The organism is Pedobacter jeongneungensis, from assembly GCF_000633455.1.
Lineage (GTDB): Bacteria > Bacteroidota > Bacteroidia > Sphingobacteriales > Sphingobacteriaceae > Pedobacter > Pedobacter jeongneungensis_A.
Genome location: NZ_AYMG01000028.1, coordinates 67,392 through 84,416, shown reverse-complemented (window position 1 = coordinate 84,416; position 17,025 = coordinate 67,392). Strand labels below are relative to the sequence as shown.

12 protein-coding genes are annotated in these 17,025 nt (G+C 37.8%); 8 read left to right on the top strand and 4 right to left on the bottom strand.

The features are described from left to right. From U859_RS0123290 to murI, 7 genes are all read left to right on the top strand, one after another. On the top strand, positions 1-882 hold the full coding sequence (locus tag U859_RS0123290; protein ID WP_025145684.1) for an NAD kinase: 882 nt from the start codon (positions 1-3) through the stop codon (positions 880-882). A 2-nt stretch (positions 883-884) separates the two neighbouring features. Beyond that, positions 885-1,697, top strand: coding sequence for a DUF6089 family protein (locus U859_RS0123285; RefSeq protein ID WP_025145683.1), 813 nt, complete (start codon positions 885-887; stop codon positions 1,695-1,697). A gap of 19 nt (positions 1,698-1,716) precedes the next feature. Continuing rightward, complete coding sequence (locus U859_RS0123280; protein WP_025145682.1) at positions 1,717-2,457, top strand: isoprenyl transferase; 741 nt, start codon at positions 1,717-1,719, stop codon at positions 2,455-2,457. A gap of 152 nt (positions 2,458-2,609) precedes the next feature. Next, positions 2,610-5,153 (top strand): outer membrane protein assembly factor BamA, encoded by a 2,544-nt coding sequence (bamA, locus tag U859_RS0123275; RefSeq protein WP_025145681.1) that lies wholly within the window; start codon positions 2,610-2,612, stop codon positions 5,151-5,153. A gap of 101 nt (positions 5,154-5,254) precedes the next feature. Beyond that, complete coding sequence (locus U859_RS0123270) at positions 5,255-5,785, top strand: OmpH family outer membrane protein (RefSeq protein ID WP_025145680.1); 531 nt, start codon at positions 5,255-5,257, stop codon at positions 5,783-5,785. A 63-nt stretch (positions 5,786-5,848) separates the two neighbouring features. Beyond that, positions 5,849-6,427 carry an OmpH family outer membrane protein gene (locus U859_RS0123265; protein WP_025145679.1) on the top strand — a complete coding sequence of 193 codons (579 nt, stop codon included), beginning with the start codon at positions 5,849-5,851 and terminating at the stop codon, positions 6,425-6,427. Between the two features lie 266 nt (positions 6,428-6,693). After that, positions 6,694-7,509: a glutamate racemase gene (gene murI / locus U859_RS0123260; RefSeq protein WP_025145678.1), complete on the top strand. Its 816-nt coding sequence runs from the start codon at positions 6,694-6,696 to the stop codon at positions 7,507-7,509. 190 nt (positions 7,510-7,699) lie between these two features. Here murI and U859_RS0123255 read toward each other — a convergent pair whose 3' ends face one another. From U859_RS0123255 to U859_RS0123240, 4 genes are read right to left on the bottom strand one after another with little or no spacing between them, the layout of a single operon-like run. After that, entirely contained in the window at positions 7,700-8,839 is a 1,140-nt protein-coding gene (locus U859_RS0123255; RefSeq protein WP_025145677.1) for a cytochrome-c peroxidase, read from the bottom strand. A gap of 3 nt (positions 8,840-8,842) precedes the next feature. Then, positions 8,843-10,399: a DUF6850 family outer membrane beta-barrel protein gene (locus tag U859_RS0123250; protein WP_025145676.1), complete on the bottom strand. Its 1,557-nt coding sequence runs from the start codon at positions 10,397-10,399 to the stop codon at positions 8,843-8,845. Between the two features lie 52 nt (positions 10,400-10,451). Next, positions 10,452-11,774 (bottom strand): DUF4876 domain-containing protein, encoded by a 1,323-nt coding sequence (locus U859_RS0123245; protein ID WP_025145675.1) that lies wholly within the window; start codon positions 11,772-11,774, stop codon positions 10,452-10,454. 11 nt (positions 11,775-11,785) lie between these two features. Then, a complete protein-coding gene (locus U859_RS0123240) occupies positions 11,786-14,512 on the bottom strand; it encodes a TonB-dependent receptor domain-containing protein (RefSeq protein ID WP_025145674.1) in 2,727 nt (908 codons plus the stop codon). Positions 14,513-14,806: 294 nt separating this feature from the next. On the opposite strand from U859_RS0123240, the gene U859_RS0123235 reads away from it, so the two are divergent. Beyond that, a complete protein-coding gene (locus U859_RS0123235; RefSeq protein ID WP_025145673.1) occupies positions 14,807-16,708 on the top strand; it encodes a class II glutamine amidotransferase in 1,902 nt (633 codons plus the stop codon). Positions 16,709-17,025 lie beyond the last annotated feature (317 nt).

Sequence of the window (17,025 nt, the reverse complement as noted above, 5' to 3'; positions counted from 1 at the left end):
ATGAGGATTGCAATTTACGGGAGAGATTTTAATGATACGGTATTGCCCTATGTTCAGGAGGTTTTCGATCATTTCGCCGAACATCAAATCCAGCCCGTTTTATATTCAAAATTTAAAACATCTCTTCACGGTAAAATAAAACTACCCGCAAATACCCTGATTTTTCATAATCACGCCGAACTTAAAGAACGAGCAGATGTATTGTTGAGCCTGGGCGGTGATGGAACTTTACTGGATACGCTATCGCTAATCCGCAATTCCGGCATACCCGTAATCGGGATCAATTTCGGCCGTTTGGGCTTTCTGGCCAGTATCAATAAAAATGAGATCGGATCAGCGTTAAAAGCTTTGAGCAATGGCGAATATACTTTAGATTCCCGTTCGCTTTTAATTTTAGAATCTGATAATGGTTTATTTGGCGAAGAAAACTTTGCCTTGAATGATATCACCATTCACCGTCGCGATAATTCGGCCATGATGATTATCCACGCCTCGATGAACGGAGAGTTTATCAACTCTTACTGGGCCGATGGATTAATTATTGCCACACCAACAGGATCTACCGCTTATTCACTGAGCTGCGGTGGACCGATTATTTACCCTGACTCCAAAAACTTTGTAATTACGCCCATTGCACCACATAATTTAAATGTTAGGCCGGTAGTTGTACCCGATGGTAATACACTCTCTTTTGAGGTAGAGGCCAGGGAATCGAAATTTCTTGTTTCTTGCGATAGTCGCACGGTAACGGTAGAACGTTCGGTTAAAATCAGCATAAAAAAAGCCGATTTTTGTATAAATCTTATCCGCCTTAACAATGAAACGTACTTAAACACGTTAAGGAATAAATTATTATGGGGCATTGATACCCGTAACTACTAAGTATGACGCCAAACAAACAGCTATTAATTATCCTCTTTATCATCTTTAGTGGGCAGCTCGTCCGTGCACAGCGTGCAATGGTAGGCACACCCTCCTGGGAAGTTGGTATAATGGCTGGTGGTGCAGGTTATATGGGCGATCTTAATCAAAACAATCCTTTATATATCAGTGGTTTATCTGGCGGGGCTTATGTAAAGCGGAATTTTAACCAATACCTTGGTGTTCGTTTAAACTATACCTATGGAGAGGTAAAAGCCGACGATTCCTATTCCAGCAATGAGCAGTTCCGCGAAAGAAACCTGCGTTTTAGAACTTCACTGAACGAATTTAGCGGATTAGTCGATTTTAATTTTTTTAATTTCAACCTTGGTGGCGGAACGCGGCAATTTACACCATACCTGTTTACGGGGGTGGGTTTACTTGTATTTAAACCAACTGTAAAAGTAAATGGCGAGCGGTACCGGTTAGACCGCCTGGCTACCGAAGGACAGGAAAACGGTTATAAAAATGCAGTTTTAACTATTCCTTATGGATTAGGCTTAAGGTATAACTACAAAGATACCTGGAGTGTTTTTACTGAACTTGGCTACAGAACACCTTCTACAGATTATCTTGATGATGTGAGCGGTCGTTATCCTGTTAATCCCGTATTTGTTGGAAGTGGCCAAAATCAGGTTAATTTATCCGATCCTTCACGCTATCAAATTGGACAGCCAGGGACACAAAGAGGTGATTTTCGAAAAAGGGACACTTATCTATTTGTTAGTGTTGGCATATCTTTTACCTTTGTATCCTCAAAATGCTATTCCTTTTAAGCTGATTTTGACATAATTAATGGGATTTAAAGAACAAATAGACTATAGCCGCCTGCCAAAGCACATTGCCGTAATCATGGATGGTAATGGAAGATGGGCAAAAGGCCAGGGTAAAGTGCGGGTTTTCGGCCATGAACAAGGTGTACTTTCTGTAAAAGACATTGTAGAAGGCTGCGTGGAAGTAGGTATCGAGTATTTAACTTTATATGCATTTTCTACCGAAAACTGGAACCGGCCAAAAGAGGAGGTAGATGCTTTGATGCAGATTCTCATCTCTACCATCAATAAAGAAACCGAAACACTTAATAAAAACAACATTAAGCTTAATGCGATTGGCAATATTGCATCTTTACCGCAAGAGTGTATCGATGATTTGAAAGAAGCCATGGAAAAAACGGCCCATAACGAGAAATGTACACTAACACTGGCATTAAGTTATAGTGCAAAATGGGAAATTATAGAGGCGGCCAAAAAAATCGCATCAGCTGTAAAAGATAATACGATATCGTTAGATGATATTGATGAAGACCTGTTCTCGTCAAAACTGACAACCGTAAATATACCCGATCCGGAGCTAATGATCAGGACAAGCGGGGAGCACCGGATCAGCAATTATTTGCTTTGGCAAATGGCTTATACGGAGTTTTATTTTACCGATGTTTTATGGCCGGATTTCAGACGGGAAGATCTTTTCGAGGCTATTGTAGACTATCAAAAACGCGAACGCCGTTTTGGTAAAATTAGTGAACAATTAAACTAATTTTTCTTTTAACACTTTTTAACAAGCGTTTAAACTAACTTAGCACCACTTTTATACGATAAATGAAACCATAATAAGGGAAACACAATAAAGAAAATTTTGCTTTATAAAACATTGTTACCTTCGTGGCCATTACTGAACAAATTATTTTAATGAAAAGAATATTTCAAGTTTTAATTCTACTAGTTTTAGCCGCTCCGGCCTTCGCTCAAGTACGTCCACAAGGTCAGGCACCGGCAACCCCTTCTTTAAAGGTTGGTGGCTTAGATCTCGATTATTTTAGTCCAAAAGAATATATCATCGGTGGTACCACAGTAACAGGAACCCAATATTTAGATAAAGAAGTATTAATTACACTATCTAAATTAACCAAGGGCGATAAAATCGTTCTTCCTGGCGAAGCAACTTCTGACGCAATTAAAACGCTTTGGGCGCAGGGATTGTTTGATGATGTTAAACTTAATATTCAAAAATTTGTTCAGGATTCGGTTTATTTCGAAATCGAGGTGGTAGAACGTCCGCGTTTAAGCTCTATCGATCTAAAGGGTATCCGTAAATCTGAAAAAACGGCCATTCAGGAAAAATTGAATGATAAAACCGGTAAAATCGTAAACGATAACTTATACAATACCACTTCAGCTATTGTTAAAAAATACCTGTTGGATAAAGGTTTTTTCTTTACCCAGATTGATTATAAAACCCGTAAAGATCCAAATGCCGAAAACAGCGTGGTTTTAGAGGCTTACATTGATAAAGGTCATAGGGTTAAAGTGCAACATATCGACTTTACCGGAAACAAAGACTTTAAAGCAGCAAAACTCAGAAAATACCTTAAAAGCCCTAAACAGTTTACCTGGTGGCGTTTTTATGGTTCCGGAAAATTCTCAAAAGAGAAATATGAAGAGAACAAGGTAAAAATGATTGCTAAAATGCATGAAAAAGGTTACCGTGATGCCGAATTATTAAAAGATACCATTTACCAATACAATAAAAAGAAGGTTAACATCCGGATGGACCTTTATGAAGGTAAAAAATATTATTTCGGTAACATCACCTGGGCTGGTAATGCCATTTACCCGGACAGTATCCTAAAGAAAGTATTAACCATCGAAAAAGGTGATGTTTTTAGTGAGGAAAGATTAAACAAAAAATTAAATGGTGGTGGCGAAAACGGCGGCGACATTAACAGTATGTATACCGATAATGGATACTTAACTTTTAACATCGATCCGGTACAGACCAAAATTTATGGCGATACTGTTGATGTAGAATTACGCATGTACGAAGGTCCGCAGTACACCAACAACCGCATTACTTTAAAAGGTAATACCATTACAAATGATAAAGTTGTTTTGCGTGAGATTCGTACCAAACCGGGACAAAAATTTAACAAAAGTGATTTAATCCGTACCATCCGTGAGATTGGTCAGTTGGGTAACTTTGATGAGTCTAAAACAGTTCCAACTCCTCGCCCTAATCCGGCCGATGGTACCGTGGATATTGAATATGCTGTAGAAGAAAAACCTTCAGATCAGATTGAGTTATCAGGTGGTTTTGGTGGTGGCCGTATCATTGGTACATTGGGCTTAACCTTCAACAACTTCTCTTTACGTAACCTGTTTAATTTAAAAGCTTATAAACCATTGCCAAAAGGTGATGGACAAAAATTAAGTTTACGTGGACAAACCAACGGTAAATATTACCAATCGTATAGTTTTTCTTTCTCACAACCTTGGTTTGGTGGCGAGAAACCGGTAAGTTTTGGTGTGAGTGCATTTACCTCATTACAATCAAACGGTTTAAGTAATGGAGATGCTGCTTTTCAAAAAATCCGTTTAAATGGTGTAACTGTTAGTTTGGGTAGAAGATTAAACTGGCCGGATAACTATTTCCAGTTAACCCACGCAGTGAGTTTGCAACAGTATATCTTAAATAACTATACCGGATATTTATTTAACACTGGTACGTCTTATAACTTAAGTTTATCACAAGAAATTAGCCGCGATTCGAGGGATTCGCCAATTTTCCCTAAATCTGGATCGTTCTTACGTTTCACTATTCAGGCTACGCCACCATATTCACTGTTTAACAAAGTGAATTATGCAACAGCATCTGACAGGGAAAAATATCGCTTTACAGAATACCATAAATGGAAATTCGATTCGCAATGGTACCAACGTGTTGCAGGTAACTTAGTAGTAAAAGCACAGGCACAATTTGGTTTCTTAGGTTCATATAACAAAGCCGTTGGCCAATCAGCATTCGAGCGTTTTAAACTGGGTGGTGATGGTATGCAGGGATTCGATTTCTTACAGGGTTCTGAGCTAATAGCCATGCGTGGTTATGCAAATAACACGGTTATTCCAAATGGTTCTGATCCAAGTATTGCTCAGCAATCTGGTAGCCCGATTTATACTAAATATGTATTAGAGGCACGTTACCCGGTAATTGCTAGTCAGCAAGCTACAGCATTTGTTTTAGCCTTTGCTGAAGCTGGTAACACCTGGAACAGGTTCGGTGATTTTAATCCTTTTAACGTGAGGAGATCAGTAGGTGTGGGTGCCCGTATTTTCTTACCGATATTTGGTTTATTGGGTATCGATTACGGACATGCATTCGACAGGATTCCTGGAGTTGCAGATGGAGGAAAGCAAAACTTTACTTTTAGTATCGCACAACAATTAGGTGGATTTTAATTGATAAAGAACAAAAAAATAACTAATTATGCAATAAATCGTTGCAAGATGAGTTTAAAGAAAGCTTAGGTTATTAACTGTATCATTAACACACACACAAAATGAAAAAATATCTTTTTATCGCATTTCTACTTTGCACTTCTATTGGTGCCTTTGCACAGAAGTTTGCTTATGTAGACACCGAGTATGTTTTAAAACATTTGCCAGAATATAAATCGGCATTAAGTCAATTGGATGTTGCTTCTAAACAGTGGCAGCAACAGGTTGATCAGAACTTTTCTGAAATCGACAGGATGTACAAAGCTTATCAGGCAGATCAGGTCTTATTAACAGATGATATGCGCAAGCGCCGTGAAAACGAAATCATCGAGAAAGAAAAACAGGCCAAAGAATTTCAGCGGTCTAAATTTGGTCCAGATGGTGATCTGTTTCAAAGCAGAACCAAATTAATCAAGCCCATTCAGGATAAGGTGGCTGAAGCCATTAAACAAATTGCAAAATCTAAATATTTAGATTTCATTTTTGACAAGAGTAGTGAGGCTACCATGATGATTTATGCAAGTAGTAGTTACGACGTTAGTAATGATGTAATTGTAAAATTAGGTTATAAGCCAGGGACTGTAAATAATTAGTATATTCGCCCCTGATTTTTAGAAAAAACAATTAGAAAAAAATAAAAAAAGTAAAATAGAACGATGAGAAAGTTAATTAACGTATTCTTTGTAGCAGCAGGTTTAATGTTTACAGCGAATATGGCAAGTGCACAACAAAAATTGGGTCACATTAATTCTGAAGAGGTATTCGCAAATTTACCAGAGGCTAAAGCCGCTCAAGGAACTTTAGAAACCCTAGGTAAACAAAAACAAGCTGATATTGATGCAATGATCAAAGAATATCAGACCAAATTGGCAGCTGCTCAGGCTAAAGAAAAAACTTTGAGCGAAGCCAACAAAGAAACTGTAGGAAAAGAATTACAGGTTGCAGGACAAGAATTACAGGATTTAGAAAAACGTATCACTGATGCCCGTACTAAAGCTTCACAAGATATAGGTACTAAACAAGGTGAATTGTTTCAACCAATCCAGGCTAAAGTTGCAACTGCAATTTCAGCTGTAGCTAAAGAAAAAGGTTTAGCTTACGTTTTCGATATCGCAAACGGACAAGGTGGTAACAATCTGGTTTTCTGGGAAGGTGGCGATGATATCACTGCTTCAGTTAAAACTAAATTAGGTATCACAGCAACTGCTGCAAAACCAGCTGCACCTAAAAAATAGTCTTTTAGTCTTGAGTCCTAAGTCTCAAGTCAATGAAATACGATACAGCGGAATTAAGTCTAACTTAGTTCCGCTTTTTTGTTTTAGAGAGGTTTTTAATGTTGAAAGGTTTAAAGGTTGGAAGGCTTTGTTCATAATGCGTTGAAACATTTCAACTTTCCAACGTTTCAACTAACTTCTCAACATTCCAACTATACCAACTATACCAACATTTCAACTTTTCATCTAACTTTACAACCTCTTTCAACATTTAACTTTCCAACGCAATGCAGGCTTCACCAATAGGTATTTTCGATTCAGGTTACGGCGGTTTAACGGTATTCCGTTCCATTGCAGATAAATTGCCCGATTATAATTATATCTATTTGGGCGATAATGCACGTTCCCCTTATGGAGATCACTCTTTCGATACCATTTATAAATATACTTTAGAGTGCGTAGAATGGCTTTTTGCAAAAGGATGTCAGTTGGTCATCCTGGCTTGTAATACTGCTTCAGCAAAAGCCTTAAGAACGATTCAGCAAAGAGATCTTCCAGCTAAATATCCAGATAGGAGGGTATTGGGAGTAATCAGGCCTACGGCCGAAGTAATTGATGCTTATACCCAAACCAAACAGGTTGGTGTAATGGGCACAAGAGGAACGGTTAATTCACAATCTTATCTCTTAGAAATCAATAAGTTTTTTCCAGACATCAAAGTTTACCAGCAGAGCTGCCCGATGTGGGTACCCTTAATCGAGAATAATGAGCACCTGCAATCGGGAGCAGATTTTTTTATTAATGAATATTGCGATCAGTTATTGAGTCAATCAAAGGATATCGATTGTGTTTTGCTGGCCTGTACGCATTATCCCTTATTAATGCCTAAACTGAAAAAGGTATTTCCCGATCATATCAACGTTTTAACGCAAGGCGAGATTGTAGCCGATAGTTTAATCGATTATTTAGACCGACACCCGGAAATCGAAGAAAAGCTGGCTAAACAAGGCGAAAGACATTTCTATACCAGCGGAGACCCTTTGGCTTTCGATGAACATGCTTCGATATTTTTCGGAGAAGCGTTGACGTCAGGTAAAATGTAGAGACGGTTAATCGGTTAATTGTTTAAATTGTTTAACTGTTCACTGAAAAGAATGGTTATAATTGCTAAATTGTAAACTGCCAACTCATGATTTGTTGCCACCGATGGTAGGAAAATTTCTAAGTTTATTATCCCTTTAAAGCTATTAATCAGACTACTGACTAAGGACTCCCGACTTTGGATTTAACTCACTACTGCGGCAACTGCTCTACACGTGTAAGTACAGTAGGCGAAGATAACGCTTCTAAAAAAGCAACTACAGCATCTTTTTCGGCGATGCTCAGTTTTAAACCTTTTAAAAGTTTATCGTTTTTGGGTAGCAGAGGATCATTTACTTGCTCGGCTTTTACACGTTGATTTGGCATACCCACATTGTACATATTCATCACCCCATCCATATCCGGAAATAAACCATTATGAAACCAGGGAGCCGTTTTCATTACGTTTCTTAAGCCCGGGGTTTTAAACTTGCCTACATCTTCTGGTTTCCTGGTAACGTTATATAAACCTAGATCCTCATATTTGCGGCCAAAATAGGTTAAACCATCATTGTGGAATTCGTTGTCGGTAAATAATGGTCCGTTGTGGCAATTAATGCACCGTGCCTTAGTGCGGAATAAATGTAAACCCATTAATTGTTGGTCAGTCAATGCTTTTTTATCTTTCGCCAGGAAACGATCGAAAGGTGTTCTTCTGCTTACAATACTGCGTTGAAAAGTAGCCAGGCTTTCGAAAATTCTTTTGTTGGTAATTTCCTTTGAGCCAAATGCAGACTTAAAATAAGGTTGATAGCCTTTAATTTTGCTCAGCTTTTTAGGCAAGGCTTTCATATCCTGGTGCATCTCATTGTGCGCAGCAACAGGACTTCCGGCCTGTTCTTCTAAATTTGTAGCCCGGCCATCCCAAAATAGGCGCTTGTAAAACCAAACATTTTCTAAAGAAGGGGCATTGCGGATATTGGCCAAATGATCGTGTCCGATTGAAACCTGGCGGCCATCCGTCCAATGTAAATCTGGTGCATGGCAGCTCGAACACGAAATCTGGTTCGAACCCGATAAACGCGGATCGAAAAACAAAATTTTACCCAGCTCCACCACATTTTTTACCGAATCGTTTTTTAAATCAACAGGAGAGGGTGGAAGTTCACCCAGTTCCTGAAATACCGCACCCTTATCTACCGTTGGTTTTGGCCATTGATCGGTAGGTTTAGAATAAACTTTGCGCAAGCTATCTATACTCAGTTCGTCGTCGTCGTTAAAATCGGCCGATTGAAAAGAAAATAAGATTAATCCGGTGAGGGCCAAAGCAAGAAGGGCAAAAATTTTATTCATGGGCTAAAAATACAGGTTTAAGCTGATATTGGAAGAAAAACGATCTTTGCCGGGGGTGTAAGTAAAATTATTGTCTTTTGCCTTTTCCTTATTTAAATAGGTGGCACTAGCTTTTAGCCCAGCCTGAATCTCATTAAATACTTTAAAGCTATAATCTGCTGTAAGGCTTCCTCCAAGTCTGGTCGAAGTGTTATAGATATAATCAAAATAAATTACTCTTTGCGTAAATTGACCGATGTTGACAGCTGGTATGTTAAAGTAATTATTTAACGGTATATTGTAAATTCCTGTTAAGCTAAAACCTAAAATATTGTTGTTTTTAATTATTCTATTATAGCCAAATCCAACATGTAAATCCAACCTATTGTATTGAACGTCATTGCCTGTTAAACCATCTTTCCTTTGCTCTTCGTATTGGTTCGTATTGATAAAATAATTATAGATGTTGTTGTTTTTGTTAACTGATAAATTGGTTTTTAACGATAAAATATTGTGGTTGTATATATAGTTATTGGCCATATAAACGTAGTTTAAATCTTTACCTTCAGTATTGGCATAACTAACAACTGCAGAAAATTTACTATTCTTTAAATGCTTTAGCCATAATAAAGAAAATGTATTTGTTTTTAGGTCAAAGTCATCAAAATAAGTAAAACCTTCGCTGCTGGTATCTAAAAATCTTTGTTTCTCATTTAGATAGGCATACGTAAAATAAAAATCTCCAAACATTGATTTGGTGAAGTTTAAATATCCATCTATTCCACTGCGTTTTTGATCGTCTTTATAACCCATGGCCGTAGTTTTTATATATGCCTCACCATAACCTTCAATCAAATAATTATAATATGCAGGGAGTAGCGTAACCTGCGAGTAGCTTGTAGATTTATAGGCAATATTAAATCGCTCCTGACCATATCCATAGCGATATGCTGCACCTATTTTTAGCTGATCGAAGAAAGTATAACCTAGGGTTCCAACTAAATTTAACTGAAAGTCATTAACCGAACCCCTTGGATCATTTGTAGAGAAGTGATTTCCTATCCTATAATCTGCACCGACACCGATGGGCAAATTTTTATTGATTAAATTCTTTTCTGCAAGTGTTTTTAGGTTATAAACAACCCGTTCGTAACTTGAGTTGATTGGGGATCCAAAATAATAAGGTGCTGTAGGGGTATTTCTGGTTTGGTGGTTATAAATAGTGCTATCCTCAAATGTTTTTGTATAGCTGAAAGAGCCCCAAAGATTTAATTCCTTTAGTTTGGTAATACCTTCGGTTTTTAAAAACATTGAGTTAAACTTACTCGCATCCTGTGCAGCCATTAAAGTCCCTTTAGCGTAAACGTAGCCTAAATTAATAGAACTGTATTTGGCAGGCATTAAATCATTAATATTAAAAGGAGAGTTTTTGGCAAATTCATATCCGTTAAATGAAACTGAATCAATATTAAATAATTTGTTTTTTAAACTGATATTGGTTGCAGATGTATCTATGTGCTGGGCAAAAACTACTGAACATAAACATTGTGTGGACAACCATAATAAAAATATTTTTTTCATCTTGTATATTGATTAACCGATCATTGATAAAAAATCGGTTAGGTATTTATAGTTATTTAAATCCTCTTGGGTTGGCTAATGTGAAATAATCAAAATCTTCAGAAGAATTGTTTGTATCTTTTAAAATGATCCTGCCGTTTTCTGTTGCGGCTGTTTTTCTGATTACAGATTGAGAACTGTAAGAGCTATTGGGCACATAAGTGTAGCCTGCATCTAACGAAGCCACCAGTTTTTTTGGCACCCTTGCCGAAGCTGTACTTGGTTGTATTTCTACGGCATCAATAATCAGTTTGTTCGGAATCTGATAATATTTATCTGCTCCTGATGATGGCAAAGCAATAGTTGGGTAAGGGAATTGAGGTAATTTTTTAACTTCGGTAATACCATCGCCTTTAAATATGGCATAACCTGTTCTGCCTGGTGCATCTAAAATTAAATCTGTACCAAAGTAAGATAGTACTTCAACATTTGGTACCGCAGGATTGTCTACATCAGAAGCAAGAGGTTTAGCTAGAAATGGAGCATAGTAAGCTTCAAAATCAGCACCGCTTAAATCGATGGTTAACGAAGGATCCCGTACCGTAATTGTTTTACCATCGCTACCTGTAAAAGGCGCTTTATGATTGATGGCTGTTTGTGCAATTACAATACTTTTACCCGGCTGAACAGGATATTGTTTTCCTGTTCCGGGGATCATTAACAGGGCCCGGGGATAAATGTAATCATTGTTTGCATCTACATTGGATGGCATGTTCTGCGATTTATTCCAATCATACTGTCCATTAGGTTGGGTATAATAGGTCGAGCCTGTGTAGTTCTGTTTTCCTGTTAATTCGCCGATATATAAGCTGTCGGCATAAAGTACAGAGTCCGTATTGTTGTAAATTTCAATAAACTGATCGCGGAAACTTGCTCCCGTAGTTGTATTGGAACCGGCATAATAAATTTGTTTGATAAGCCAGTTGCCTATGGTGCCCGATACCAGGTTAAGCTGGATATTTCCTGCATTGCTTTGGGTAATGGTAAGATTTTTACTCGAAGCATTAAATATTATTGGTTTATCAACGATTTCGCCGGTTAAACTGGTGTAGTTAGCAGCAGAAATGGTAATGCTTGCGCTAATATCATATTTGCCCTGGGCGATACCCGAAAGCGATGCCGTACCGGTTGGATCTGTTTTTAATGTTTGGGATACGTTGGTATTGATATTTTTTATATCGATTTTTATATCCAATAAGGGCAGCTTTTTCCCAATCTCATCTGAAGCATATTTAGTTGCTATTTTGAGATCGACAGGTTTTATCTCCGGCTCCTGATTTTTTTTACATCCGGAAATAACGATTGCCGAAAGAAGAAATATTAATAATTTTTTCATATCACGGATTATTATAGTTTTAATGATAATTCTGCACCGAATGTTGGAGCACTATTTGGAAATCTGTAGGTAGTGCCACTGATATAATAAGGTTGATAATTAAATATATTGTAAACATTAAAGGCAAATTTGAACCGCTTTTTAATTTCTTTGGCAATGCTGAAGTGATAGTTTGAGATGATTTTTGGTAGATCATTTTCTGTTTGCTCTTGTGGTGTGATGTACAAATGGCCATAAGATGTATTACCTTTATCGAAATTTGATATAGCGATGTACCTATTGTCTCTTGTATAATAGCCGATCGGAATCCTCGAACTTTCCTCTTGCACTGTTTTACTTAACAGGTCAAATTCGGCAACAAATTGTATTACTAAACTCAATTTTGGGATATGTGTAATGCTTGTGATACGGCCATTGCTGTAATAAGTCCGCTTGTTTAAAGGTTCATAAACACCAAAAAAAGCATAATTAGGATCGGTTGATATTGTTGTAGGTATTTTGCTTGTAATTGTGTTCGATTTTGAACCATATCTTGTGGCAAACAAGCCACTGCTAACATTAAATGATGTTTTTAACGATTTTATTTCAGGGGTATTCAATATCATCTCAAAACCCTGATTATCTGAAGAAAGATCGTTTTTAAATTCGTAATGGTTAACCGCATAGTATTTGCTGCCATTTTCTGTAATAGTTGGCTTTGCCCCTGGGTTTAGGGTTGCTGTATAAGTTGGTAAAAGTACTGCCAGCATATTTTGCGAAGTATTTATACCATCTCTTGATTTTTTATTGAATGCAGTAATCGATAAGTTAAATTTATCCAATTTAATCTGGGCTGATAACTCTATACTTTCGCTCTTTGATGGTTTCAGGTTCGCAGCAGTTGGAACAAAACGATCTACATAAACCAGATATGTACTTTCGTTAACTTTTCCATTATAAGCGCTTAGTAAAGGGATTTCATAAAATGTTGGCCCAGGGTACAGTTGGGCAAGTCCTGGTGCTTTAAACGATAAACCATAAGCAAGTCCTAAACGTACATTTTTGTTCAGTTCATAATTAATATTTGTTCGTGGAGCAAATGAACCATATCCATTTTGAAGGTCTGATCTTACACCGGCCCTTACATTTAAGGGTTTTTCCCATATTTTGGTTGTGAATACATCTTCAATATAAAAACCAAGATTTTTTTGTGCCAAGGCCAATCTATAGTCATAAAACCTTTCCGAACTCGTGGTCGATAAAGATGTAGTTACAACCTTTGTTCCGCTCCGTGGTTCATTAGGATCTATGGTTTGTCCTAAACCTTTATTAGCGCTATAACTAAAACTTCCACCGAATGAGATATTATGAACAAGGTTACCGGTTTCAAATCCTCCGGTAAAATCCAGGTTTGCATTAGCGGTAATCGGTCTACCATCAATCAATGATTTTGCTGTATAAACTCCCGTGTCGTAAGTTCCTTCGTGGATACCAGTAGTTGTTGCTGTAGTATAGGCAACAAATGCTTCATTAATCAATTGTTCCTCGTAACTTACCTGGTGCCCTTCCGAATACCTCAGGTTTAAACCTACGTTTTTCAAAAAACCATTTCCGAAGCGGTAATTACTACGGTTGGCTACACTAAAGTTCCAGCTATCAAACCGGGTTTTTGTACTCTTCGGGTCGTCAGGATCCTGTTTAATGCCATCTAAGTTTTTGCCGTAATCTACGCTCAGTGTATTTTTTAATTGTTTGGCGGTACCAAAGCTATTTGTCCACATGGCGTTGGTATTTACACGTCGGTAAGCTTTTAATTTATCCCTGTTGTCCTGAAATGAATTGACATAATTTACACCTACATTAAGGGCACCGAGTTTAGGGGATAACTGAAAACCTTTTGAAAAACTATAGGATGTTGCATTATCCCTTAATTGCATGCGAACATAAGCCGGCGATTTACCTGCCTGGCGCTCAATAATTACAGCACCATCGGTTAAGTTTCCATATTTTACAGGAGCAACCCCAGCAATAATTTCTATACTTTCAATATTATCTGCCGGGATTTGTCTTAAATCGGTACCTCCAAATGTATAATCGCCAGAATAACTTGTAACAGGAAAACCATTTATAGATGGGCTATCAGCTCCTTTTAAACCAAAATTGGTGTACGAACCCCTAACAAATGATCCGCTAACACCTGTTTTCAATGGATTATAACTTTGCATGTTGGCATCATTGCTGATCACGTTTCCATCCATTACAATGGCTATACCAAATGCATTGTTCAGTTCAAATGCACCTTTACCTGTAGTAGTCAGCTCATAGGCAGACCTGAGATTAAGGTTTTGTACCGATTGTAAAGATGGCGGCTGAATTTTTCTATTCGGAATCTGGTTTAATAAATCGTTTACACTCAACGCAGGTGTTTGTTCAATTAAATCTCTCGTAATGATTAATGATGAGTTGGTTTGGCCCGTATAATTCCTTTTGGCATTGATCTCAATGTTCTCTAAACTTAAATCAAGCACTTTTAAAGCAATATTGCCCAAATTGGTTTCGCCTTCTTTAACGGTTAACGGTAATCTTAACCTTTGAAAACCAATGAACGAGAATTCCAACGTTAAAATGTTGTTCGTTTCTGTTCCATTTACCCTGAATAAACCATTCTTATCAGTTATGGCATATTGGTTGGTTTCTACAATTTTAATGTTAACAAGTTCTAACGGCTTGTTCTGCGGGTCGGTTACTTTTCCGACCACAACGTTTCTTATTTGCGCCAGCGCAGTGAAGCAAATAAAAAAGAATAATAAGGATGTGTAAAGTTTCTTCAATTTAGACTAAATCTTAATAATAGCGCAAAAGTGTTAATTTTACACTAACTATGCAAATTATTTAGAAAGATTCTAATTAATAATACACGATTTTAAGTAAGAAAGGCAGCTCAACGTACATTTGGCACATCTGTCAGCTTAAACTCATCATCTTAAAAGAAAACATTTTTGTTTAGGTTGTAATGGTTTAAAAGGATAACTTTGCGGCTTCAAACCCACACAATGAGTGATCAGATAAAACACGAATGCGGAATCGCTTTTATTCGCCTGTTAAAACCACTTTCTTACTACCAGCAAAAGTACGGTACAGCACTTTACGGCCTTAACAAATTATACCTTTTAATGGAGAAACAGCATAACCGGGGCCAGGATGGCGCAGGTATTGCCACCATTAAGCTGGATATGAAACCGGGCAGTAGGTACATTAGCCGATACCGGAGCATGGCATCAAATGCGGTAGCAGATATCTTCGAATATGTACAGAACAAATTTGTTGATATCCAGGAAAACACACCTGAATTAATGCAGGATACAGAATGGCTCAAAAACAACGTAAGCTTTATCGGCGAGGTGTTAATGGGCCATTTGCGTTATGGTACACATGGTAAAAACAGTATTGAAAATTGCCACCCTTTTTTAAGGCAAAACAACTGGATGACGCGTAACCTGGTAATCGCAGGTAACTTTAACATGACCAATGTTGATGAGTTATTAGAGCAATTGTACGAGTTAGGTCAGCATCCAAAAGAAAAAGCAGATACCGTTACGGTATTGGAAAAAATCGGTCACTTTTTGGACGATGAAAACCAGGAGCTTTTTGATCATTACAAAAAAGAAGGGCACGATAACGTTGCGATTACGCACAAAATATCTGATAATTTAGATATCGCGAATATCCTTCGCCGCTCTGCCAAAACCTGGGATGGAGGTTATTCGATCTGTGGTATGGTGGGTAATGGCGATTCGTTTATTATGCGCGATCCGGCAGGTATCCGTCCGGCATATTATTATTATGACGATGAGATTGTAGTAGCGGCTTCCGAAAGGCCAGCTTTACAAACTGCATTTAATATCCAGTTTAAAGATGTTAAAGAGATCGATCCTGGTCATGCTTTAATCATTAAGAAAAATGGTGAGGTGAGCATGGAGCAGTTCCGCGAGCCTACCGAAAGATTATCTTGCTCATTCGAACGCATCTATTTCTCAAAAGGAAGTGATGTGGAGATTTACCGCGAACGTAAACAGCTTGGCCGTTTATTGAGCGATAAAATTTTGAAAGCGGTTAATTACGATCTAAAAAATACGGTTTTCTCTTTTATTCCGAATACTGCTGAAGTTGCGTTTTTCGGGATGGTTGATGGCGTACAACGTTATGTGCGCAATCATCAGAAGGAAGTCCTCTTACATAAAAAAGAACAGTTAACGGATGAGCAATTAGACGATTTATTGTCGCTTGCACCACGCGTTGAAAAACTTGCGGTAAAAGATGTAAAACTGCGGACTTTTATTACCCAGGATGCTGATCGTAGCGAAATGGTGGCACACGTTTATGATACCACTTATGGTATTATCAACAATCACCAGGATACTTTAGTGGCTTTGGATGATTCTATCGTTCGTGGTACTACCTTAAAACAGAGTATCATTAAAATTGTAGACCGTTTACATCCTAAAAAGATTATTATTGTTTCTTCTGCACCTCAGATCCGTTACCCGGATTGTTATGGTATCGATATGAGCCGGATGGGTCAGTTTGTGGCTTTTGATGCGGCAATCCAATTGCTTACTGAACGTGGCATGTGGCAGGTAATTGAAGATGTTTATACTAAATGTAAAGCTTCGTTACTTTTACCGAAAGAGGAAATTGTAAACCACGTTAAAGAAATTTATAAACCATTTACCCCGGAAGAAATTTCGGCTAAAATTGCTCAGATTATTACCCCAAAAGGTACTGTTGCTGAGGTTGAAGTAATTTACCAGAGTTTAGAGAACCTGCACGAAGCTTGTCCGAAAAATAAAGGTGACTGGTATTTCTCAGGAAATTATCCAACCCCGGGCGGTAACAAAGTGGTAAACAAAGCTTTTGTTAACTGGAAAGAAGGAAATAACCAAAGGGCTTATTAGCCCCTAAATCCCCTGAAGGGGCTTGAATAACAAATAGCTCATAGTAATATGGGCTATTTTTTTATGCTTGTTTTTTTGACCACAAAGGCACGAAGACACAAAAGGGGTTTTTTATAATTGGCAGTTAACGCCCGACTCCGTGGTTCGTGTCCTCACGAACCACTCGCATTGCTTCCCTGACATTCTTTTTATTGCCTTACCCCCTAAACCTGACATTCGCGGAAAGCCCGGAGGCAAATCTTTCATTTGCCGAGGACTTGAAGCATTGGCAGGACTAACAATAATAGTTGTACTGTACTTGCTTTTCAAAAAATGTT